Below are 23066 nucleotides of genomic sequence, written 5' to 3' on the forward strand. Positions count from 1 at the left end.
ACGCCCCCGCCCCTTACTGGCTCCCTCCGGCCGCGAGGCCGCACCCGCCGACGGACGGATCCTTCCCGGTGACCGCCGTGCGCGCCGACTTCCCCGCGCTCTCCCGCACCGTCCACGGCCGCCCCCTGGTCTGGCTCGACAGTGCCGCGACCGCCCACAAACCCCGCCAAGTCATCGACGCCGTACGGGAGTTCTACACCCACCACAACTCCAACGTGCACCGCGGCGCGCACACCCTCGCCCGCGAGGCCACCGACCTGCTGGAGAACTCCCGGGCCCGTATGGCGGGTTTCCTCGGCACGCCCCAGGCGCGGGAGATCGTCTTCGTGCGGGGCGCCACCGAGGGCATCAACCTCGTCGCCCAGACCTGGGGCCGCCAACAGCTGCGCCACGGCGACGAGATCGTCCTCACCACCCTCGAACACCACGCCAACATCGTCCCCTGGCAGCTGCTGGCCGCGCGGAACGGCGCCCGGTTGCGGGTCGTACCGCTGCACGACGACGGCACCGTGGACCTGCCCGCCTACCACTCACTCCTCGGCCCGCGCACCCGGATCGTCTCCCTCGCGCACGTCTCCAACGTCCTCGGCACGATCCTGCCCGTGCGCGCGATGGCCGACGCGGCACACGCCCACGGCGCGACCGTGCTCGTCGACGGCGCCCAGGCCGTCCCCCATCTGCGGGTGGACGTAAGGGAGTTGGGCTGCGACTTCTACGTCATGTCCGGGCACAAGCTCTTCGGCCCCACCGGAATCGGTGTCCTGTACGGCCGTTCCGAACTCCTGGAGGAGATGCCGCCGTGGCAGGGCGGCATCTCGATGATCACGTCGGTGACCTTCGAGCACACCCAATACGCCCCGCCACCACAGAAGTTCGAGGCGGGCACCGGCCATATCGCCGGTGCCGTGGGGCTCGCCGCCGCCGTCGACTACCTCGAATCCATCGGCCCGGACGCCGCCCACGCGCACGAGGCGGACCTTCTCGCGTACGCGCGCCGCCGCCTCGCCGACGACGTCCCCCAACTGCGCCTGCTGGGCCCGCCGGACGGCGTCGGCGTCACCGCCTTCACCCTGCCCGGCACGGACCCAGCCCATATCGCCGAGACCCTCGACCACGTCGGAATCGCGGTCCGCGCGGGGCATGACTGCGCCCAGCCGACCCTCCACCGCTACGGCCTGACAGCCGCCGTACGACCGTCCTTCGCCTTCTACAACACCCGGGCGGAAGTCGACCTGCTGGTGGCCGAACTGACCCGCGCGCGACGGCAGTTCACAGCGTCGCCGTAGTCCCCTCGCCCGAGCCGCTGCCCGCGAGCCACTGGCTCCAGTCGAGGTTGAAGTCGGCGTAGCCGTTGTCGGCCGGGGCCTTGCCTCGCGGGGAGCCGGTGATGGTGACGGGGTCGCCCTGCTTGACCTGGCCGTAGAACCACTCGGCGTCCGCGAGGGAGAGGTGGACGCAGCCGTGCGAACCGCGCGCGCTGCCGCTGCCCGGGTTCGGGTCGCCGGTCGAGTAGTGGACGTAGGTGCCGGACTGGGTGAGGTGGATGTCCCAGGGCAGCGTCAGGTCGTAGTAGTTGGCGCTGCCCTTGTCGCAGCTGATGCCGACGCTACAGGAGGTCATGTGGACCTTCTTCTGCTTGTCGATGACGGCCATCGTGCCGTCCCACGTCGGGAACTCGGCGCTGCCCGCGTTGATCGACAGGGTGCGAACCGCCGCGCCGTTCTTGGTCACCTTCATGGTGTGGTTGGTGACCGAGACATCGGCGCGCACATCGTCGCCGATCTTGAAAGTGTGGGTGTAATTGTGCACGCCGTAACGGCCGTTGCCGTTGCTGACGCCCGTCATGTCGGCGTCGATCTTCACCGTCGTGCCGGAGGGCCAGTACGTCTTCGGGCGCCAGTCGGCGCGCTGGTTGCCCATCCAGTGCCAGGCGCCGACCACCGGCTGCGAGGCGCTCACCTTCATGGCCTTCTCGACCGTGGCGTGGGCCTTGGCAGCCACCGGGTTGGTGAAGATCACCGAGATCGGCATGGCCACGCCGACCGTGGTTCCCGTCTGCGGGGTGATCGTGTCCAGCAGCATCGGCGGGCCCGCGGGCTTCGTCGGCGACGGCGAGGCACTCGCGCTGGGCTTGTCCGACGCCTTCGCGTCGTCCCCGCTCCCGCTCGCCTTGTCGCTGCCGCCCCCGCCGCAGGCACTCGCGCCCACCAGCACCACACCTGTGACGAGTGCGATCCCTATGCTGCCCTTGCGCCGTCCCACGACGTGCCCCACTCTCTCGTTGCTGCGGCCCGAACGGGCCCGACTCCATGTCAGACGGTTACCCAGGGTGCGGCAGTTTCGTCTGCCACGTAAAACGTGTCCCAAGATTCGCTGTGCGTCGCCGCCTCACCGTGCGTGACCGGAGTCAGCGTGCGAAGACGCCGATCAGACGGGCGCGGTCGAGGACGGGCGCGGGGACGGTGGGCAGGAGGGCGCGGGGGCGTACCCGGTCCAGCGGCGTGCCGCCGTCGAGAGAGGTCTGGAGGGCGAACAGTTGGAAGACGTAGCGGTGTGGGCCGTGGCCCTTGATGGGTGCCGGGCCGTGGTAGCCGCGTCCGACGGTGGACCGCAGGACCCGCACCCCGGGACCGGGGTGTCGCGCGGACAGCGCGCCGGGCTCCAGGTGTCCGGCCGCCGCCGGGTCGATCAACGCCAGGCAGTGCACGGCGGGCTTGGCCAGCGGGACGTCGATGTCCTCTACGACCAGGAGGAGTTGGGCGGTGCCGGGCGGGGGCGGGGTCCAGGCCAGGTGCGGGGACAGGTCGGTGCCGCCGATGTGTTTCGCGCAGTTCCGCAGCGGCATGGTGGCGCCGTCGTCGAAGTCCTGGCTGGTGAGGGTCCCCAGCTCGGGGCCGCGCAGCTGCGGCAGATTCCACGCGGTGTGGGTCTCGCCCGCTCTGCGGTTGTTCAGGAGTCGGCCGAGCAGGGTCATCGCGTCGCCTCCACCATCGCTACGACCTCGGCGGTGGTCGCGGTCTCGCCGAGCTTGGGGAAGACCCGCTCGACGCTGTGCCGGTGGGCCTCGGGGTCCGGGTCGGTCATGGCGTCGGTGGCCAGGACGACGTGGTAGCCGTGGTGGGAGGCCGAGCGTGCGGTCGATTCGACACCCGAGCTGGTCGAGATGCCGACGAGCACGATCTGTGTGGCGCCCAGATCCCGCAGGAGGGTGTCGAGACCGGTGTCGTGGAACGCGCTGCGCCGCCGCTTGGTGACCAGGTGATCGGTCGGCCGCACGTCGAGTTCATCGACGAGCTCGGCCCAACCGGCCGACGGCGCGGGGCTGTTCGCAGGCCGTCCGGTGTCTGTGTTGTTCGCGGACCGTCCGGTGTCCGGGCCGTTCACGGACCGTCCGGTGTCTCTGCTGCTCGCGGACCGTCCGGTGTCCGTACGACCCGGGGCACGGCCGGTGACGTTGACCAGGACGACGGGCAGCCCGTGCCGCCGGAACTCGGTGGCCAGGTGGGCCGCCCGGCCGACGGTACTCGCGGCGGCCTGCCGTGCCGTGTCGGCGAGGGCCGAGACGATGCCCTTCTGGAGGTCGATCACGACAAGTGCGGCTGTGGGGTCGATCGTTGTCAGTGGCACGGGGGTGTCTCTCCAGTGGTGGTGGTCCCGGGCGTCGGAGTGTCCGTCCGGGCGCGTGGGGGCTTGGTGGTGGCGGGTGTTGGTGATCCCGGGGGCTCGGTGGCGGCGGGTGTTCGCGGCCCCGGAGGCGTGGTGGCGGCAGATGTCCGCGGCACCGGAAGCTCGGCGGTGGCGGGTGTTCCTGGTCCCGGAGGCTCAGTGGCGGCGGGTGTTCCCAGTCCAGGAGCCTCGGCGGTAGCGCGTGTCCCTGGTCCCGGGGACTTGGCAGTGACAGATGTCCGCGGCCCCGGAGGCTTGGCGGTGGCAGGTGATCGCGATCCCGGAAGCTCGGCGGTCGCAGGTGACCGCGATCCCGAAGGCTCAGCGATGGCAGATGCTCGCGCCCCCCGAGCCCTGGGAGCGGCCGGATTCGCCCCGCGCAGGAACGAGGCGATCGCGGCGAGGAGTGCGAGGGTGGCGCCGAAGGCGAACACGATGACCAGGCCGGAGTGGAAGGGCCCGGATATCAGGGTCGGGAAGAACTCGCTTCCGGTGAGGGCGTGTTGCTGTGCCGCGGTGAGGTGGGTCAGGGCGCCGCTCGGCTGGAGCAGGTGCTGGACCGGGTTGACGCCGAGCTGGGCGGCGAACAGGGAGGAGACCGGGGGCAGTTCGCCGACCTGGGTGGCGATGTGGGCCGGTACGCCCTGCTGTTGCAGGCCCGCGGTGAGCGCCTGCGGGAGGCTCCTGGCGAGTCCGGCGATCATGAGGGAGAAGAACACTCCGATGGAGACGGCGGTGCCGGAGTTCTGGAAGGTGGCGCGCATTCCGGAGGCGACACCGCGCAGGCTCGCGGGCACACTCCCCATGATCGAGGAGGAGTTGGGGGAGGCGAACATCCCGCTGGCGATGCCGTTGACGGTGATCAGCAGCGCGAAGATCCAGTATCCGAAGTCGATCGGCAGGCACATCAGGCCCAGGAAGCTGGCGCCGAACAGCAGCGCCCCGCCGGTGGCCAGGCCGCGTGAGCCGAGCCGGTCGGAGAGGTAGCCGGAGACGGGTCCGGCCACGAGGAAGCCGGCGGTCAGCGGCAGCATGAAGATGCCGGCCCACAGGGGTGTGTCGGCGTAGTCGTAGCCGTGCAGCGGGAGCCAGATGCCCTGGAGCCAGATGATCAGCACGAACTGCATTCCGCCACGGCCGATCGAGATGGCCAGGCCCGCCAAGTTGCCGAAGGTGAAGGCCCGTTGGCGGAACAGGTTCAGCTGGATCATGGGCGCGGAGACGCGTTGCTCGATGACGACGAAGGCCGCGAGGAGGAGCAGTCCCCCGGCGATCAGCGCGTCGGCCAGCGGGTTGGTCCAGCCCATGGTGTGGCCGCCGTAGGGCTGGAGGCCGATGGTGATCGCGATCAGGGTGGCGCTGAGGCCCACGCCGAAGGTGATGTTGCCCCACCAGTCGATACGGCCGCCGTCGTGTCGGGCGGTCTCGCGGAGGGTGCGGTAGGCCCACACGGTGAAGAACACGCCGACGGGGACGTTCACCCAGAACACCGCGCGCCAGTCCCAGGCCGACAGCAGCCCGCCGGCGACGAGGCCGATGAACATCCCGCCCAGGGCGGCGACTTGGTTGATGCCGAGGGCGAAGCCGCGCTGTTCCTCGGGGAAGGCGTCGGTCAGGATCGCGGCCGAGTTCGCGGTCAGCATCGAGCCGCCGATGGCCTGGAGCACGCGCCAGGCGATCAGCCACATCGCTCCGTGGCCGCCGTCGAAGGGGTCGAAGGAGAGCAGGACCGAGGCGAAGGTGAAGACGGCGAACCCGGAGTTGTAGATCCGGACCCGGCCGTACATGTCGCCGAGGCGGCCGACCGTGACGACGAGGACGGCCTGGACCAGCCGGTATCCCATGATCATCCACAGCAGGTACGCGATGTTGCCGGGGGCGAGCGGGTCCAGGTGCACTCCGCGGAAGATGGCCGGCAGGGCGATGAGCACGATGGAGCCGTCGAGCGCGGACATGAAAACCGCGGCGGTGGTATTCGTCAGCGCGGTCCACTTGTAGCGGTCCTCGCCGGCCGGACGGCGCGGGGTGCGCGTCCTGGGAGGTGTCGTCATCGGCTTGCTTCCTCCGTGGCCGTCGGCGTCAGATCTTCTGGGCCAGTCGCTCCAACAGCGGTGCGGCTGCGGCGAGTTGCTCCAGCTCGGTCGGGGTGAACGTGCCTCCGGTCAGGGCCCGGCCGAGGAGTTCGGCGCGTGCGTTGCGCTTGTTCCGCAGCGCCCGCTTGCCCGCGTCGGTCACGCTCAGTACCGCGCGCCGCCCGTCCTCCGGGTCCGGGCGGCGCTCGACCAGGCCCCGGGTCCGCAGCGCGCCGAGCGTCGCCCCCATGGCCTGCGCGGTGATCTGGGCGTCCCGGGCCAGCGCCGAGGAGGTGGTGGGGCCACTGCGGTCGAGCTGCGCCAGGGCGGCCCGCTCGGGCATCGTCAGCCCGCCCTCGACGGGCACTTGGCGCACCCGTCGCACCAGCACGCCGATACTCGCCAGCAGGGCCGCGGCGACGGCTTCGGGGTCCAGGTCTTCGTGACTCATACACTAAGGCTACTTTATCAATCTGCCTTAGTAAATTGCCGCACCACGGCAGCCGATCGCACGCGCCCCCGAGCCGACCCACACACACGGACGGAGGACCCCGTTCCCGGGATCCTCCGTCAGTCGCACACGTTTCTCTGACCCACCGTCAGAACTAGTCGCAGGCAGCCCCGTTGAGCGTGAAGCCGGACGGTGCGGAGTTCTTGCTGTTGTTCCAGGTCCCGAGGAAGCCGAAGGTGAGGCTGCCGTCCGCGGCGACGTCCTTGTTGTAGTCGGCGGCGGTGGCGGTGACCCGGGAGCCGTCCTGGGCGACGCTCGCGTCCCACATCTGTGTGACCTGCTGGCCGTCGCGGTAGGACCAGGCGACCCGCCAGTTGTCGAGGGCCTTGGTGGTGGTGACGGTGACCGTGGCCTGGAAACCGTCGTTCCACTGGCCGACCAGGTCGTAGGTGACGTCGCAGCTCGCCGCGGCGGGCGGCTGCGCCGACGCGCTGGTGGTCGGCGCGGGCGCGTCGCTCGCGGTGGCCGAGGCGGTGCCCTGGGGTTCCGTGTCGGGGTTCTTGTCGCTGGGCGCGGCGGACGCCGTGTTGTCGCTCGCCGTCGGCCGGCCGGACGCGGACGGCGTGCTCGACGGGTGCGTGCCGACGGAGGACACGGTGGAGCCGGGGTCGAGCACCGGCTGGCTGTCGGCGTCGTCGCTGGCCGTGTTCTCGCGCCCGGAGCCGCCCATCGGCATCATCGACACCCCGAGCGCCACGAACGAGAGGACGACGGCGGCGACGAGCAGACTGTTGCGGACCAGCCGTGCCTTGCTCGCGCCCTCCTTCGACTCCCCCGCCTCCAGTTCGGCCACGGGGCGCCCGGCACCGAGCCGTACCTCGGCCGCCCGGCGGCGGCGCTCCAGGTAGGCGAGCCCGCCCCAGCCGATCACTCCGCTCGCGAGGGCCGACGGCAGTCCGCCGCCCTGAAGTCGCAGACAGGCGGCGGCCTCCGCGCACTGCACGCAGGTGGCGAGGTGGCGGGAGAGGTCCTCGGGGGTGTCGGCGGACGGCGACCGGGTGACCGCGTCGAGCAGCCGGGCGTAGCTGCGGCACTCCGCGGCCATCGGTGAGTCGAGGTGGTTGCGGTGGCAGCGGTCCCTGAACAGGCCGCGCACCTGGGCGAGTTCACCGGAGACGATCGCCGGGTCGAGGCCGAGGCGGCGGGCCACGACGGTCAGCGGCAGCGCCTCGACCTCGGCCAGCCACAGCAGCGCCGCGTCCGGTTCCTGGAGGTCCCGCAGTCCGCGCAGGGCGATCGGGCGCTGCAACGGCATGCCGTGGAAGCGGGCCGCCTTCTCCGAGTTGAGCCACAGCCGAAGGTCCGGGTCGAGCCGGTGCCCCCGTCCGGCGAACTCCCACTCCGCGGCCGTGGTCCGTACGGCGGTCAGCAGCAGCGGTATCACCGGCAGGACGCGACGGGTCGGTCCGCGCAGCGGGCCGGACCCGGCGGACCGGGCCTCCTGTATGCCGAGGGCGAAGGCCTCGCTCGCCAGCTCGGTGGCCGAGGCGGTGCCGGACGTGCACAGGTCGGCGTAGGACAGCACGGCGTCCCAGCACTCGGTGAACAGCGCTGCCTCAGCGGCGTCCTGAGGAGTCGGCAGGTCGGGCATGGGTCTCCTGCATCCACGAATGACGGCCAACTAGCTCTGACATTAAGCGAGTTGGAGGGGGGCTGCCTCGTGACAGGGCCAGAGCCTTTCACGCGTCCCACACAACTGACAAGCCGGGTATTCAATTGCGGTAACCGTCAGTCGCCTCTGTGCAGTTGTACGTGTCCGAGCCCCTCCTGTCTCACCCGTCGCAGGAGTTGTCCACACCGTTACCTTACAAAGGCGCGGGCTCCTCGGCGGGGAGACTGTCCATGAAGGAACTGACGGAGAAGACCGCGTGGCCGGGGCCCGGCCGGCCGTATCCGGGCGGGGACTTGAGGCCGAAGTCCTCCATCGTGGAGCGGTAGGCCTCAAGCAGCCGGATGTGGTATTCCAGCGGCGCGCCCTGCGGGTTGGCCTTGCCGAGCGGGGTGGTCGGTTCGGGGCACCAGGTGGTGAAGCGGGGCGTGATGCCCTGCGACATGAAGAAGCGCAGGCCCTCGGTGGTGGAGGCGATCGCCTCGTCGACGGTCTTGAAGCCGAACGGCTCCGCCATCTCCACGCCGGCCACGAAGTTGGGGATCACGTTGCGCGCGCCGAAGATCTCGGCCGAGTCGAGGATGCGCTTGTGCCACTCGGCGCGGCCGACGTAGCGCTCCTTGCCCGGGCAGTGCAGCTTGAACAGATACTCGTCCCACACCTCGTAGTTGGGGTGGTAGATCTGCACGCCGTAGTCCTTGAAGCGCTGTACGTCGTCCTTGGGCAGCGCCTGGGCGACGACCTTGCCGATCCAGCGGCCCGGGAAGCGCTCCTCGATGGCCTTGGCGTAGTGGCCGTAGAAGTCGGCCTCGTCGCGCCCGGCGACCGTCTTGGTGATCGCGCCGCCGGTGAGGGTGTATGCGGTCGACACCTTCGCGGTGTCGTAGCGGTCGATGATCTCCAGGGCTTCGAGGACCTCCTCGACGTCCTTGACTCCTGTGTACGGTCGACCGGCGGCCTTGTGCTGGCGCCAGTTGTGGTTGATGTCGCAGTACTGGCACTCCTCCTTGGCGCCGAAGTACTGGCAGACCCGGAAGACGGTCAGGTAGATCAGGTAGCCCCACTGGATCGTCGGGGCCACCTCCATGACGGACTTCCCGTTGGCGAGCTTGTGCTTGTAGTACTCGGGCATCGGCGGCACACCGACGTCCGCGATCCGCTTCCCGTCGAGATAGAGCCCGAGGACGCCGTCCTCGTCGGAGGCCACCCGGTACGGCGAGGTCGGATTCACCCGCACGGAGACGACGGTCCGCCTCAGGTCGTACGGGCCACCGGTGAGGATGATCTCCTCCGGCGGGCGGCGCAGCGCGGCCTCGCCCAGCTCCGGCAGGGTGCCGTGGTCGAAGGAGAAGATGAAGTACGACTTCGGCTTGACCTCGCCGTCCTCGTTGTCGCTCAGCGCGGACGGGTCGAAGGCGACACCCCCGCGCAGCAGGTCCTCCTTGAAGACGGCTTCCCGCGGCACATGCGGAAAGCGCTCCATCAGGTCCTCGACCAGTGCGGTGCGGCTGCCCATCCCGTATCTCCTCCCGGCGCGTGCGCCCTGCTCAGACGTACGACTCCTCACGGTATGCCTCCGACGGCCGCGCGGTGGGAGCGGGGGGCACGGTGTGATGCAGGTCGCCGCCTGCCGGGTCAGCCCTGCCCGGCTCCCTCGCGGCGCGCGATGTGGTCCGGTACCGGGATGCCCGCGGGCAGTACTGGGTCGGGCACGGGCGCGCCCCAGGCCGAGGTCAGCGGCAGCGTCCCCGCCCACAGGCCCAGTTCGGCGTCGGGCCCGTCGCCGTCGTCGGGCCCGCCGGTGCGGATCTTGACGGAGGCCTCCTCCAGCGAGAGGACGAGCAGCGTGGTGGCGGCGAGTTCCCTGCGGTTCGGACGCCTGGCGTACGACCACTGCCCCGGCGTCGCCTGTTCGGTGAGGCGGCGCAGGCCGGCCAGCTTCTCGTCGGGGTCGGTGACCTTGCGGGGCACCCCGTGGATCATCGCGCTGCGGTAGTTCACGCCGTGCTCGAAGACGGACCTGGCCAGCACCAGCCCGTCGACATGCGTGACGGTGACGCACACGGGCGCTCCGCCCGCGAGGCTACGACTCGCGACGGACCCGTGCAGATACAGCCGCCGCCCGTCCCTCCCGTACACCGTGGGTACGACGACGGGCCGCCCCTCGATCACGACCCCGAGGTGGCAGACGAAACCGGCGTCCAGGATCGCGTCCAGGTCGGCGCGGTCGAGGCTGCCCTGTTCGCGGAGTCGGCTGTGGCGGGTGAGGTCGGTCTCGGGCAGGCGGTCGGTCATATCGCCGGAGACTACCGATACGGCATTTAAAAGGCCATACATATTTTGAATACCGCATAGCGAAGGTCTCTCGACGACGGAATCCGAAGCATTGACGCAGCTGACATTTATCGTCAGAATTGTCAGCATGGGCAAGCGGGACGACATCGTCACAGCGGCCGTCGACGTCTTCAGCCGGTACGGGTTCCGGCAGACCTCGATGGAACTCCTCGCGCGGGCCGCGGGCGTGTCCCGGCCCGCGCTGTACCAACACTTCACGAACAAGCAGGACGTCTTCGCCGCCGTCGCCGCCCGCGTCACCGACCTCATGACGGACGCGGCGCACCGGGCTCGCGACGCTGAGGGGACACCGGCCGACCAGGTCCACGGTGTGCTCTCGGTGAAGCTGGAGACGGCGATCGGCGTCACCGAGGCCGGGTTCCGGCAGGAGCTGATCGCGGAGGCCGCCGCGATGGGGCTGACCTCGGTCGAGGACCGGCTGGTCGACGCGCTGACGGACCTGCTCCGCGAGGTTCCCGAACCCCGGGAGACCGCCGAGCTGCTGCTCGCCGCGACCGTCGGCATCGGCCAGTCCGAGGGCACCCCGGAGGTACTCCGCCGTCGCCTGCGCCGACTGGTCGACCTCGTGATGGGCGGCCTCGACACCGCACCACGTCAAAGGAGTTGAGCACCATGATCGGCACACTCGCCCTCGGTCTCGCGGCAGGCTTCTGCGCGGGGGACGGGCTCCCCTACTACGTGATGGGCAGTACGGGAGAGAGCGTCAGCCCCGGCCCGTTCCGTCCCTCCGCCGTCGCCAACGTCCTCTCCGGCTGGGTGCTGATCGTCGCGGCGGCCGTCTGCTGGCACTACACCGACACGCGGGCGCATCCGCTGCCGACTTATGCTGCGGCAGCGGCAGGAGTCCTCCTGGTCGGGCTGATCCACGCCCGGCTGTGGCGTACCGACCCCTGGGGCAGAACACGCGAGCGCACGCTCCCGGAGGGACGGCAGGCATGACGGAGACGGTCACCAACTGGGCCGGCAACATCACCTACGCGGCGAAGGAACTCCACCGCCCGCGCACACTCGACGCGCTCAGGACCCTCGTGGCCGAGAGCGCGCGGGTGCGGGTGCTGGGCAGCGGCCACTCCTTCAACGGGATCGCCGAGCCGGGCCCGGACGGCACCCTGCTGTCGATCGCCGCACTGCCGCCCGAGTTCGACGTGGACACGGCGGCCCGGACGGTACGGGTGTCGGGCGGCGTCCGGTACGCGGAGCTGGCCCGCCGGGTGGCCGCGCACGGGCTCGCGCTGCCCAACATGGCCTCCCTGCCGCACATTTCGGTGGCCGGTTCGGTGGCGACCGGCACCCACGGCTCGGGCGTCCGCAACGGCTCGCTGGCGGCGGCCGTCCGCGAGGTGGAGATCGTCACGGCGGACGGCTCGACGGTGACGATCGCACGCGGCGACGACCGCTTCGACGGCGCCGTGACCTCGCTCGGCGCGCTCGGTGTCGTCACCGCACTCACCCTCGACCTGGAACCGGCCTTCGAGGTCGAGCAGCACGTCTTCACCGAACTCCCCCTCGCCGGGCTGGACTTCGAGACGGTGGCCGCCTCGGCGTACAGCGTGAGTCTGTTCACCGACTGGCGGGAGCCCGGCTTCCGCCAGGTGTGGCTGAAGCGGCGCACCGACCAGGCGCCGGTGGACTTCCCGTGGGCCGCGCCCGCGACGGAGGCCCTGCACCCGGTGCCGGGGATGCCCGCGGTCAACACCACCGAGCAGCTCGGGGTGCCGGGGCCCTGGCACGAGCGGCTGCCGCACTTCCGGGCGGAGTTCACCCCGAGCAGCGGGGCGGAGTTGCAGTCGGAGTACCTGCTGCCGCGGTCGACCGCATACGACGCGCTGTATGCGGTCGACGGGATCCGGGAGACGGTCGCCGGTGTACTGCAGATCTGCGAGGTGCGTACGGTCGCCGCCGACGCACAGTGGCTGAGCCCCTCGTACGGGCGGGACACCGTGGCGCTGCACTTCACCTGGATCGAGGACACGGCGACGGTACTGCCGGTGGTACGGCGGCTGGAGGAGGCGCTGGACGGCTTCGACGCGCGACCGCACTGGGGGAAGGTGTTCACCACCCCGGCGGAGATGCTGCGCGGGCGCTATCCGCGGCTCGGCGACTTCGCGGCGCTGGCCCGGGACCTCGACCCGCAGGGCACGTTCGCGAATGCGTTCGTCCGGGACGTCATCGGTGACTGACCCGGTCCACGACTCGGCGGGCGGCCCGGCCAAGGACCGGGCCGACGACCGGGTGGGCGACTTTGTATAGCCCCTTTCCTAACCCCTTGTCGAACGTCACCCGCAGCCCATAGCCTTGCCGCGCGCCGGAGCCGTCGTGCCCCGGCATGACCGCGAAGGCCTTGGGGGCAACTCGGTGAAACGCACCTCACGCGACATCCGCACCGCGAACCGCTACGAGGTGCTGCGTCAGATCATCGCCCGGTCGCCCACCTCCCGGCAGGAGTTGGCCGCCGCGACCGGGCTGAGCCTGGCCACGGTGGCCACGCTCGTCGGTGAGCTGCTGGACCTGCGGATGATCACCGAGGTCGGGTTCGAGGACTCGGCGGGGGGCCGCCCCCGGGGTCTGGTCGCGGTCAACGCGTCGGGGGGCGCGCTGATCGGCGTCGACATCGCGGAGACGTACGTCCATGTCGAGCTGTTCGACCTGGCGTTGAACGTCCTAGCCCGTGCCGACGAGGACATGCGGCCCGGCGAGAGCCGTCCGGAGCAGGTGGTCGGCCATGTCGCCGCCGCCGTCGGGGCGGTGGTCGCGCAGGCCGGGGTCGAGGCGGCGCGCGTCCTCGGTGTCGGGGTGAGCGTGCCGGGTCAGGTGGACCGCGAGACCGGCGTCTCGGAGTACGCGCCCAACTGGGACTGGCACGACGTGCCGTTGCTCGACCTGCTCTCCGAAGTCATCGCCTACCCCCTCTACTTGGACAATCCACTGCGGGCCGGCGCGGTCGCCGAGATGTGGTTCGGGGCCGCGCGCGGGCGCGGGGACGCGGTGGTGGTCAACCTCGGGACCGGGGTCGGCGCCGGGCTCGCGCTGGGCGGCGGGCTGTACCGGGGCGTGAGCAACAGTGCCGGCGAGTGGGGTCACACCACGCTCGTCCTGGACGGACGGTTGTGCCGCTGCGGCAACCACGGCTGCGTGGAGGCCTATGTCGGCGCGCCCGGAATCATGCTGAATCTACGGGAGTTGAGCCCGCAGAGCCCGCTGCTGCACCCCGAGGACCAGACGGCCACGATCGACGCGCTGGCCCGGGCCGTGGCCGCGAACGATCCCGTGGCCCTCAAGGTCGTACGGGAGACGGCCCGTTACGTCGGCGCGGGCATCGCCAACCTGGTCAACGTCCTCAACCCCGAAGTGGTCGTGCTCAGCAGCTGGGTGGCCCGCAAGCTCGGCGAACCCCTGCTGCACGAAGTGCGCGAGGCCGTCCAACGGCACGCGCTCAGGCGGCCGTTCGCCGCCACCGAGATCGTCCTCTCCCCCATCCCCACCGACCCGGCGTGCCTCGGAGCGGCAACGTTCGCACTCGAAGGGGCACTTCAGTCCGTGGGACAGAGGACTGGCAAGACCCGCACCACCCAGGCAAGGAGCCGTACCGCACCACCTTCATGACGACGGAAGGGATGCACGTGACTCAGCCCCACCCCAGGAGATCGATCCTCGCGACAGCGGCAGCCGCGCTCGCCGTCACCGGGGCCCTGATATCCGCGCCGCCCGCGAACGCCGACGGCGTCGCACCGGCCGAAGTCTCCCCCCACGCGGCCCAGACCATCGACAACATCGGCGCGTCCGGCGCCTGGTGGGTCAACGACCTCCAGTACTTCAAGCCCGAGGTCCAGGCCCGGGTGGCCCAACTCCTGTTCTCCTCAAAGGGGTTGGACCTCTCCTCCTACCGCTACAACATCGGCGGCGGTGGTGCCGCGGTCACCACCCCGGCCCGCGCCGCCCAGGATTTCCTGAACGCCGACGGCACGTACGACTGGAGCAAGGACAAGGGCGGGCGGACCTTCCTCAAGTACGCGGCGAGGTACGGCGTCCAGGACCTGATCGGTTTCGTGAACAGCGCGCCCGCGCAGTGGACGACCAACGGGCAGAGCTGCGGCGGCCAGTTGAAGGCCGAGAACGAGGGCGACTACGCGAAGTACGTCGCCGACGTCACCGCCCACTTCGCGAAACAGGGCGCGAAGTTCGACTACATCAGCCCCTTCAACGAGCCCAACAACGACTTCGGCGACTGCGGCCAGGAGGGCATGCAGGTCACCGTCGACCAACGCGACGACATCGTGCGGGCGTTGGGCGCCGAGCAGCGCGCCCGGAAGCAGCACACCAGCATCATCGCCGACGAGTCGAGCAGCACGGTCAGCTTCAGCACCGAGGTTCCGCAGTGGATCGCGCAGCCCGACACCGCGCAGTACGTGTCCGAGCTGGCGCACCACACGTACAACAACCCGAACGACGGCCAGTTGGGCAATGTCTACGAGACGGCGAGGACGGTCGGCAAGCCCTCCTGGGCCACCGAGATCTGCTGCTTCGGCAAGGGCAGCACGGGCTGGAACCAGGAGTACGACCCGACGATCGACAACGCCCTGCTGATGTCCCGGATCATGTACAAGGACTTCGCGAGCGCACACGACTCGGCGTTCCAGTGGTGGGTGGCCCTCGCCAGCGGCTACGGCACGGACCCGGCCGCGCGCAACGACGTCGGCTGGAACGACGGGCTGATCTACTACGACCCCGACTACGCGACGGACGGCAACCAGACCCTGTACTTCACCAAGCGGTACTACGCGCTCGGCCAGTACAGCAAGTTCGTCCGGCCGGGCTCGGTCGCGCACAACGTGACGGGCGCGCCGAGCGGTGTCGAGGTGACCTCCTACGACCGGGACGGCAAGTGGGTCGTCGTGGTCAACAACCAGAACACCACGGACACTTCGCTGAATCTGCACTTCAACAGCGAGGTGCCGGTCCGTGCGACCCAGGCGGTCCGGACCTCGGCCACGGAGAACTGGGCGCAGGTCACGAAGCCGGACGTGAGCGGCTCCACGGTCTCCACAACTCTCGCCGCCCGTTCGATCACGACGTACGTCCTCGACCAGAAGTCCCGCAAGGGACACGGGAGTTCGACGGCCGTCACCGGCGCCCTGCGGGGCGGTCAGTCCGGGAAGTGCCTGACGGCGGACGTCTCGGGGGCCGCGATCGGCACCTGCACGGGTGGGGCCGGGCAGACGTGGTCGTACGACGCGAAGGGTGGTCTGAAGGGGGCCAACGGGTATCTGACGGTGGGGAGTTCGGGGCTGACGACCGCCGCCGACTTCACGGGTGATCCCGGCCAGCGGTGGCTGTTGAACGCCAACGGGCAGATCCTCAGCGAGGCGTCCGGGAAGTGTCTCGACGTGAGCGGTCAGGCGACCGTCGACGGCAGCAAAGTGATCCTCTACAGCTGCAACGGCGGGACCAACGAGGCCTGGTCGAAGGTCTGATGACGACCTGAAGGCATGGTGCGGGTCGTCGCGCGGCGGCCCGCACCATCGTCACGTCCGGCATTCCGAACGTTGCGCAACGCTTCGAACAGGCTTCGTCCAACCCCTTGCCGAAGGCTTAGCCGAAGGTTAACGTCCCGCTCCGCACCTCGAATTCAGCCACGGGCAGCTGAGCCGTGGAGCCGCAGCCGCGCGAGAGACAAGGACGTCACCATGTCGGCAATGAGCAACAGCAACTGGTCCCGCCGATCGATATTCCGGGCGGCAGCGGGGATGGCCGCGGCCGGCACGCTGGCCGCGTGCGGCGGCAACAACGGGCGTGGGGGGAGCGGCGGTTCGGGCAAGAACCTCACCCAGATGTTCCACGCCTACGGCGAGGCCGGGACCGAACAGGCCATCAAGCGCTACGCGAAGGCGTACACCAAGGCCGATGTGGCCACCCAGTGGATCACCAGCAGCGACTACGAGAGCAAGCTGTTCGCCACGCTGCTCACCAAGAGCGCGCCGGACATGTTCGAGTTCCACCCGCAGATCCAGATGGTGAAGAGCGGCCAGGTGGCCGATCTGAGCGACATCATCAATCCGGTGAAGGCCGACTTCAATCCGGCCGACATCGCCTCGCACACGGTGGACGGGAAGATCTACGGCGTCCGGATGATCGACGATCCGCAGTTCTTCTTCTACCGGCCCTCCCTCCTGGAGAAGGCCGGGGTGAAGGTGCCGGAGACCCTCGACGAGCTGATCGAGGCCGCCGCGAAGCTCACCACCGGCAAGGTCAAGGGCCTGTACATCGGCAACGACCTGCACGCGGTCATCAACCCCATGATCTGGTCGGCCGGCGCCGACACCCTCGACGCCCAGAACCAGATCGCGTACCACACGCCCGGCGTCATCGAGGGCATCAAGAAGATGCGCAAGCTGTTCACCAGCGGCCATCTGCTGCTCGACGCCCCGACGGACTACTGGGACCCGTCGGCCCTCAACCAGGGCCTGTGCGCTATCCAGTTCTGCGGTATGTGGGCGATGCCGCAGTTCCAGAAGGCACTTGGCGACGACATCGGCGTCTTCCCGTTCCCGAAGACCATCGACTCCGGCAAGCAGTCGGTCTACAACGGCGGTTGGTCGATGTTCGTCAACGCCAAGGGCGCGAACGTCGACGCGGCCAAGGAGTACGTGAAGTGGCTGTGGATCGACCAGAAGAAGGACCAGGAGGACTGGGCCACCTCCTACGGCTTCCACATCCCGCCGCGCGCCTCGATCGCCGCCGGGGCCACCAAGCTCAAGTCCGGTCTGCCCGCCGAGGGCGTCAAGCTCTTCAACGAGTTCGGCCACTTCGACAACATCGGCTGGACCCAGGCGATGATCACCGCGCTGGAGGACGTGTTCGCCAACTCCGTGCGCAAGGGCGGTGACCCGGAGGCCTCTCTCGACAAGGCCGACACAGCGGTGAACCGCGAGCTCAAGAAGCTGTTCGGATAGGCCCGGACGGACTGGACATGTCGACGACCACGACGCGCGACCTCGCGAGCCCCGCCCCGGCGAAGGCCACTTCGGCCAAGCCGCGGCGGGGTCTGCGGGGCAACCGCACCTTCAACTTCTGGCTCTTCATCGGCCCGTTCCTCCTCGGGCTGATGGTCTTCGTCTATGTGCCGATCGGCTGGAGCATCTACCTCAGCTTCTTCGAGGCGCGCTTCACCGTCACACCGAGCAAGTTCGTCGGCTTCGACAACTACACCTACATGCTGACGAATCCCGACTTCGTCGGCTCGCTCGGCACGTTCACCGTCTTCGCCGCGTTCATCGTGCCCACCACCTGGGCCCTGTCGCTGGGCCTCGCGCTGCTGGTGAACCGGCTCCGGTTCATGCGGGCCTTCTTCCGGTCGGTGTTCTTCCTGCCGACCGCGTGCAGCTATGTCGCGGCGGCCCTGATCTGGAAGATGTCCATCTTCAGCGGCGTCCGCTTCGGCCTGATGAACACGGTCATCGGCTGGTTCGGGGTCGACAACATCGCCTGGCTGTCCAACCCCAGCCCGCCCTGGTACTGGTTCGTCATCGTCACCGCGCGTCTGTGGCTCCAGTCCGGTTTCTACATGATCCTGTTCCTCGCGGCGCTTCAGAACATCCCCGGCGAGCTGTACGAGGCCGCCGCGATCGACGGCGCCAAGCCGGGCTGGCAGACCTTCCGTTACATCACGCTGCCCCAACTGCGGGCCACCTCCACCGCGGTGATCCTGCTGCTGCTCATCGCCGCCTACCAGGCCTTCGACGAGTTCTTCAACCTCCTGTCCAAGACCACCTGGGGCCGCCCGCCCCTCGTCGAGCTGTACTACACCGCGCTCGGCGAGAACCAGGACTACGGCGCCGGCAGCGCGGGCGCCGTGATCCTGACTCTGCTGATCGTCATCGTCACCCTGTTCCAGGGCAAGCTCATGGGTTTCGGAAGGGGTGAGGAGGCCAAGTGACCACCACAGCACCGCAGTTGGGCAAGAAGCGGCGCCCGAGGCGCGGCGGCGTCCTGGGCAACACGGGCCTGTACGTCGCCACCGGCGTCGCCGCCTTCCTCTTCCTCGTCCCGTTCTATCTGCTGGTCCGCAACGCGCTCTCCACCGATGCCGAAATCACCGGGGAGCACTGGAAGTTCTTCCCCACGAACCTCCAGTGGAGCAATGTCAGCGACCTCTTCGACGACACCTCGGTGGAGTTCGCCCGGTCGATGTGGAACTCGCTGGTCGTCGCCGTCTCCATGACCGTGGGCATCCTGCTGGTGTGCTCGCTGGCCGGCTATGCCCTGGCCCGCATCCCGTACAAGCACTCCAACAAGATCTTCTACCTCGTCCTGGGCACCCTGATGGTTCCGACGGCCGTCACCTTCGTGCCGAGTTTCGTCCTCGTCTCGTCCCTGGGCTGGGTCGACACTTACCGGGGTCTCATCATCCCGGGCCTGTTCAGTGGTTTCACCTGCTTCCTCTTCCGGCAGTACTTCCTGGGGTTCCCCAAGGAGTTGGAGGAGGCGGCACGCGTGGACGGACTCGGCTACTGGGGCGCGTACTGGAAGGTCGTGGTGCCCAACTCGCTGAACTTCTTCGCCGCGATCGCCACGATCACCTTCATCAGCGGCTGGAACGCCTTCCTCTGGCCGCTGGTCATCGGCCAGGATCCAGGTGCCTGGACCGTCCAGGTCGCGCTCTCCTCGTACATGACCAACCAGACCGTCGTCTTCCACACCATCTTCATGGCCACCGCGATTTCCATCCTGCCCCTGGTGTTCGTGTTCCTCTTCCTCCAGCGCTGGCTGGTGCAGGGGATCGCGCAGACCGGAATCAAGGGCTGACACCCGCCACTCACCACCGGGAGATCCATGTCCTCCAGCACCGCCGTCGACCATCTCGAAGACGTCTCGCCGGGCAGCGGAGCCCTCCCACCCCGCGCCCGGTACGCGTCCTCGGACGCGAAGTCACTTTCCCTCAACGGTAGTTGGCGTCTTCGTGTGTCGGCGACGGCCGACGCCGAGGACGACTCGTTCGCCGAGGAGGGCTACGACGCCGGGAACTGGGCCGAGGTCACGGTCCCCGGCCACTGGGTCCTGCAAGGACACGGCTCGCCCATCTACACCAACCACCTCTACCCCTTCCCGGTGGACCCGCCGCACGTCCCGACCGAGAACCCGACCGGCGACCATCTGCGCGTCTTCGACCTGCCGTCCGAGTGGCCCTCGGACGGCGGGGCGGTCCTCCGCTTCGACGGCGTGGAGTCCTGCGCCCGCGTCTGGCTGAACGGCACGGACATCGGCGAGTTCAGGGGCTCCCGGCTGCCGCACGAGTTCGCGGTCGGACACCTGCTCAAGCCCGGCGGCAACGTACTGGCCGTCCGCGTCCACCAGTGGTCGGCGGGCTCCTACCTGGAGGACCAGGACCAGTGGTGGCTGCCCGGCATCTTCCGTGACGTCACCCTGCTGCACCGCCCGCCGGGCAGCGCCCTCGACTTCTTCGTGCACGCCTCCTACGACCACCTCGGCGGCGCGGGCACCCTGCGCGTCGACTCCGACGTCGACGGCCGGATCACCGTGCCCGCGTTGGACATCGATGTCGCGACGGGCGAGTCGGTCACCGTGCCGGTGCGGCCGTGGACCGCCGAACTCCCTTACCTGTACGACGGGTTGCTGACGACGGAGGGTGAACGCGTCCCGCTCCGCATCGGCTTCAGGACCGTCAAACTCGCCGACGGCCTGATCAAGGTCAACGGCAGGGCGATCCTCTTCAAGGGCGTCAACCGCCACGAGTGGCACCCCGAGAAGGGCCGCGCCCTCGACCTGGAGACGATGCGCGAGGACGTGCTGCTGATGAAGCGGCACAACATCAACGCGGTCCGGACCTCGCACTATCCGCCGCACCCGGACTTCCTCGACCTGTGCGACGAGTACGGCCTGTGGGTCATCGACGAGTGCGACCTCGAAACCCACGGCTTCACCGAACAGGCCTGGCGCGACAACCCCGTTGACGACGACCGCTGGACCCCGGCCCTGCTGGACCGCGCGGCCCGCATGGTCGAACGGGACAAGAACCACCCGTCGATCGTGATCTGGTCGCTGGGCAACGAGGCCGGCACCGGCCGCGGTCTCACCGCCATGGCCGAGTGGATCCACGGCCGTGACCGCTCACGCCTGGTGCACTACGAGGGCGACATCAACTGCCGTGACACGGACGTCTATTCACGGATGTACGCCTCCCACGCCGAGGTCGAGCGCATCGGCCGGCACCTGGACGGCGGTACCCACAAACGCCGTCAACTCCCCTTCATCCTCTGTGAGTACGGCCACGCCATGGGCAACGGCCCCGGCGGACTCGCCGACTACCAGCGCCTCTTCGAGTCGTACGACCGGCTCCAGGGCGGTTTCATCTGGGAGTGGATCGACCACGGCATCAAGGACGACCGCTACGGCTTCGCGTACGGCGGCGACTTCGGCGAGGAGCTGCACGACGGGAACTTCGTCTGCGACGGCCTGCTCTTCCCGGACCGCGCCCCCTCCCCCGGCCTGATCGAGTTCAAGAAGGTCATCGAGCCGGTCTCCATCGACGGCCCCGAAGACTACGACGGCTCCGTACGGGTCACCAACAAGCACGACTTCGCCGATCTGTCCGCATTCGCCTTCCAGTGGTCCTACCAAGTGGACGGCGAGACGGTCGAGTCGGGCCCGCTGACCGTACCGCCGCTCGCGCCCGGCGAGTCGGCCGACGTGAAGCTGCCCGCACCGCCCGTGGAGTCCGAAGGCGCCGAATCCCAGTGGACCGTAAGGGCGTCGCTGGCGGCCGACACCGCATGGGCTCCCGCCGGCCATGTGGTGGGCTGGGGCCAGATCCCGGTCACGGCACGGCCGTTGCCGTACGTCTCCGCCACCTCCGCTCCCGTCCTCGGCGAGCGCCGGATCACCCTCGGCCCGGCCTCCTTCGACGCCCGGACCGGCGAGTTGAAGGCGATCGGCGCGGTGGACGTCACCGGTCTCCGCCTGGACGTGTGGCGGGCGACCACGGACAACGACGACGGCGCGTCCTGGCAGACGGACGTCCGCCACGGTCTGCTCTGGCGCAAGTTGGGCCTGCACCGGATGCGACACCGCCTGGACGGCGTGGAGTTGGGCGACGACGCGCTGACCGTACGGACCCGGGTGGCGCCCGCCGCCTGGGAGATCGGGCTCGCCACGGTGTACCGCTGGACCTCGGACGGCGACCGGCTGCGGCTGACGGTGTCCGTGGCCCCCGAGGGCGACTGGACGGTACCGCTGCCGAGGCTCGGCATCCGCTTCGGGCTGACCGCGGGCGCCGACGGCGTGAAGTGGTTCGGCGGCGGACCCGGCGAGGGCTACCCGGACACCAAGTCGGCCTCGCTGCTGGGCCGTTGGGAGTCCACGGTCGACGCTCTCCAGACCCCCTACGTCCGTCCGCAGGAGAACGGCGCCCGCGCGGACGTCCGTTGGGCGGAGCTGGGCGGGCTGCGGATCGACGGCGACCCGGAGTTCTGGTTCACAGCCCGCCGCTGGACGACGGAGCAACTGGACGCGGCCGCCCACCGCACGGACCTCACGCCCGGCAACACAGTGTGGGTGAACCTCGACCACGGGCAGCACGGCATCGGCTCGCAGTCCTGCGGCCCGGGCCCGCTCCCGCGATACTTCCTGAACGCCGAACCCGCCGAATTCTCCTTCGTGTTCTCGGCACAGCCGTGACATCGCCTGTGGCCGACCGGCTCTTCAGCCGGCCGGCCACGGTCGCGTCCTGCGTCGGCTTCGTCCTCATCGGCATGATCCAGGCCCTCTACGGCCCCGCGATACCGGGCCTGCGCCACGAGTTCGGGCTCTCCCCGTCCGCCGCCGGGCTCGGCCTGAGCCTGCACTTCGCGGGCGGGGTCGCCGGTGTGCTCGCCTTCAACGCGATCCACGCCCGGATCAGCAACAGGGCGCTGCTGGTGTGGGGTTACGCCCTGATCGCGGCGGGCGGCGCGGGTTTCGCGCTGGCGCCGAACTGGCCCCTCGCGCTGGCCGCCGCGTTCCTGTGCGGGCTCGGCTTCGGCGGCATCGACTACGGCCTCAACCAGCTCTTCGCCGTCGGCTTCGGCAACCGTTCCACCGCCATGCTGAACGTGCTCAACGCCCACTACGGCATCGGCGCGGTGCTCGGCCCGGCGATGGTGGCCTGGCTCGGTCCGGACGACTACCCGTACGCGTTCGGGCTGTGCGCGGCACTGGCGGCGGTGCTGGCGTTCGCGGGGCCAAGTGGCGTACGTACACGTGTATCTGACGATCCACCAGCACAGACGGGAAGCGTCGAGCTGGGCCTGTCGCGGGTCCTCGTCGGCTTCCTCGTCCTCTACATCCTCAACGTGGCGGTCGAGGCGAGCGTCGGCGGCTGGGAGCCCACGCATCTGGAGACGGTCGGCTACACGGCGGCCGTCGCCGCGTCGGCGACCTCCGTCTACTGGCTGATGATGACGGCGGGCCGCTTCCTCGTCGTCCCGATCACCCTGCGGTACTCCCCCGAGCGCATCCTCGCGGTGTGCGCGGTCGGGATGACGGTGTGTCTGCTGTTGACGCTGGTTAAAGGAGTGGCACCGGTGGCGTATGCCGGTGTTGGCTTGTTCATCGCACCGGTCTTCCCGACGGGACTTTCCTGGCTCAACAGGGCGCTTCCCCAGGCCGAGCGGGCCGGAGCGTGGGTGATGGCGGCCTCGAACGTCGGCGGGGTGGCGGCTCCACCGCTGCTCGGCGTCGGGATCGAGGCGGCCGGGATCCACGCGGTGCCCTGGTTGTTGACCGCGATGTCGGGCGCTTCGCTGCTGGCGACGCTCCGGCTGATCCGACTGACGAGGAGGTCCGCATCATGAAGGCCCTG

General features: G+C 69.5%; 19 protein-coding genes. 11 read left to right on the forward strand and 8 right to left on the reverse strand.

The window, feature by feature from the left end; all coding sequences use genetic code 11:
• Nucleotides 1-68: 68 nt before the first annotated feature.
• Nucleotides 69-1286 carry a SufS family cysteine desulfurase gene (locus tag ACWIHT_RS09570; RefSeq protein ID WP_456166192.1) on the forward strand — a complete coding sequence of 406 codons (1218 nt, stop codon included), beginning with the start codon at nucleotides 69-71 and terminating at the stop codon, nucleotides 1284-1286.
• On the opposite strand, the gene ACWIHT_RS09575 is transcribed toward ACWIHT_RS09570, so the two are convergent.
• The 8 genes from ACWIHT_RS09575 to ACWIHT_RS09610 form a co-directional block, all read right to left on the reverse strand.
• Nucleotides 1270-2262, reverse strand: coding sequence for a L,D-transpeptidase (locus ACWIHT_RS09575; protein ID WP_456166194.1), 993 nt, complete (start codon nucleotides 2260-2262; stop codon nucleotides 1270-1272). The two genes, ACWIHT_RS09570 and ACWIHT_RS09575, sit on opposite strands and share 17 nt — an antisense overlap.
• Before the next feature lie 145 nt (nucleotides 2263-2407).
• A complete protein-coding gene (locus tag ACWIHT_RS09580; protein ID WP_456166196.1) occupies nucleotides 2408-2974 on the reverse strand; it encodes a YbhB/YbcL family Raf kinase inhibitor-like protein in 567 nt (188 codons plus the stop codon).
• On the reverse strand, nucleotides 2971-3627 hold the full coding sequence (locus ACWIHT_RS09585) for an isochorismatase family protein (protein ID WP_456166198.1): 657 nt from the start codon (nucleotides 3625-3627) through the stop codon (nucleotides 2971-2973). Before ACWIHT_RS09585 ends, ACWIHT_RS09580 begins: the two co-directional genes overlap by 4 nt.
• The gene (locus ACWIHT_RS09590; protein ID WP_456166200.1) at nucleotides 3618-5717 is read right to left on the reverse strand and encodes an MFS transporter; all 2100 of its coding nucleotides are present in this window, start codon (nucleotides 5715-5717) and stop codon (nucleotides 3618-3620) included. The genes ACWIHT_RS09585 and ACWIHT_RS09590 overlap by 10 nt, the downstream gene beginning before the upstream one ends.
• Nucleotides 5718-5745: 28 nt before the next feature.
• Nucleotides 5746-6189, reverse strand: a complete 444-nt coding sequence (locus ACWIHT_RS09595) for a MarR family winged helix-turn-helix transcriptional regulator (RefSeq protein WP_456166202.1) — start codon at nucleotides 6187-6189, stop codon at nucleotides 5746-5748.
• A gap of 154 nt (nucleotides 6190-6343) precedes the next feature.
• Entirely contained in the window at nucleotides 6344-7840 is a 1497-nt protein-coding gene (locus ACWIHT_RS09600) for a cellulose-binding domain-containing protein (RefSeq protein ID WP_456166204.1), read from the reverse strand.
• A gap of 214 nt (nucleotides 7841-8054) precedes the next feature.
• Entirely contained in the window at nucleotides 8055-9374 is a 1320-nt protein-coding gene (locus ACWIHT_RS09605) for a radical SAM protein (protein WP_456166206.1), read from the reverse strand.
• A 119-nt stretch (nucleotides 9375-9493) separates the two neighbouring features.
• Nucleotides 9494-10153, reverse strand: a complete 660-nt coding sequence (locus ACWIHT_RS09610; protein ID WP_456166208.1) for a pyridoxamine 5'-phosphate oxidase family protein — start codon at nucleotides 10151-10153, stop codon at nucleotides 9494-9496.
• 127 nt (nucleotides 10154-10280) lie between these two features.
• Between ACWIHT_RS09610 and ACWIHT_RS09615 the strand changes: the two genes are divergently transcribed.
• The 10 genes from ACWIHT_RS09615 (at nucleotide 10281) to ACWIHT_RS09660 (ending at nucleotide 23058) form a co-directional block, all read left to right on the forward strand.
• A complete protein-coding gene (locus ACWIHT_RS09615; RefSeq protein ID WP_456166210.1) occupies nucleotides 10281-10820 on the forward strand; it encodes a TetR/AcrR family transcriptional regulator in 540 nt (179 codons plus the stop codon).
• A gap of 5 nt (nucleotides 10821-10825) precedes the next feature.
• Nucleotides 10826-11152, forward strand: coding sequence for a hypothetical protein (locus ACWIHT_RS09620; RefSeq protein WP_456166212.1), 327 nt, complete (start codon nucleotides 10826-10828; stop codon nucleotides 11150-11152).
• Nucleotides 11149-12393: an FAD-binding protein gene (locus ACWIHT_RS09625; protein ID WP_456166214.1), complete on the forward strand. Its 1245-nt coding sequence runs from the start codon at nucleotides 11149-11151 to the stop codon at nucleotides 12391-12393. The genes ACWIHT_RS09620 and ACWIHT_RS09625 overlap by 4 nt, the downstream gene beginning before the upstream one ends.
• A 175-nt stretch (nucleotides 12394-12568) precedes the next feature.
• Entirely contained in the window at nucleotides 12569-13816 is a 1248-nt protein-coding gene (locus ACWIHT_RS09630; protein WP_456166216.1) for an ROK family protein, read from the forward strand.
• A gap of 11 nt (nucleotides 13817-13827) precedes the next feature.
• Nucleotides 13828-15684: a glycoside hydrolase gene (locus ACWIHT_RS09635; RefSeq protein ID WP_456166218.1), complete on the forward strand. Its 1857-nt coding sequence runs from the start codon at nucleotides 13828-13830 to the stop codon at nucleotides 15682-15684.
• A gap of 213 nt (nucleotides 15685-15897) precedes the next feature.
• Nucleotides 15898-17163 (forward strand): ABC transporter substrate-binding protein, encoded by a 1266-nt coding sequence (locus ACWIHT_RS09640; protein WP_456166220.1) that lies wholly within the window; start codon nucleotides 15898-15900, stop codon nucleotides 17161-17163.
• Nucleotides 17164-17180: 17 nt separating this feature from the next.
• Nucleotides 17181-18146, forward strand: coding sequence for a carbohydrate ABC transporter permease (locus ACWIHT_RS09645; protein ID WP_456166222.1), 966 nt, complete (start codon nucleotides 17181-17183; stop codon nucleotides 18144-18146).
• Nucleotides 18143-19015 (forward strand): carbohydrate ABC transporter permease, encoded by an 873-nt coding sequence (locus ACWIHT_RS09650; protein WP_456166224.1) that lies wholly within the window; start codon nucleotides 18143-18145, stop codon nucleotides 19013-19015. The genes ACWIHT_RS09645 and ACWIHT_RS09650 overlap by 4 nt, the downstream gene beginning before the upstream one ends.
• A gap of 27 nt (nucleotides 19016-19042) precedes the next feature.
• Nucleotides 19043-21904 (forward strand): glycoside hydrolase family 2 TIM barrel-domain containing protein, encoded by a 2862-nt coding sequence (locus ACWIHT_RS09655; protein WP_456166226.1) that lies wholly within the window; start codon nucleotides 19043-19045, stop codon nucleotides 21902-21904.
• Entirely contained in the window at nucleotides 21901-23058 is a 1158-nt protein-coding gene (locus tag ACWIHT_RS09660) for an MFS transporter (RefSeq protein ID WP_456166228.1), read from the forward strand. Before ACWIHT_RS09655 ends, ACWIHT_RS09660 begins: the two co-directional genes overlap by 4 nt.
• Nucleotides 23059-23066: the final 8 nt, after the last annotated feature.

This window comes from Streptomyces sp. NPDC002276 (genome assembly GCF_053891435.1).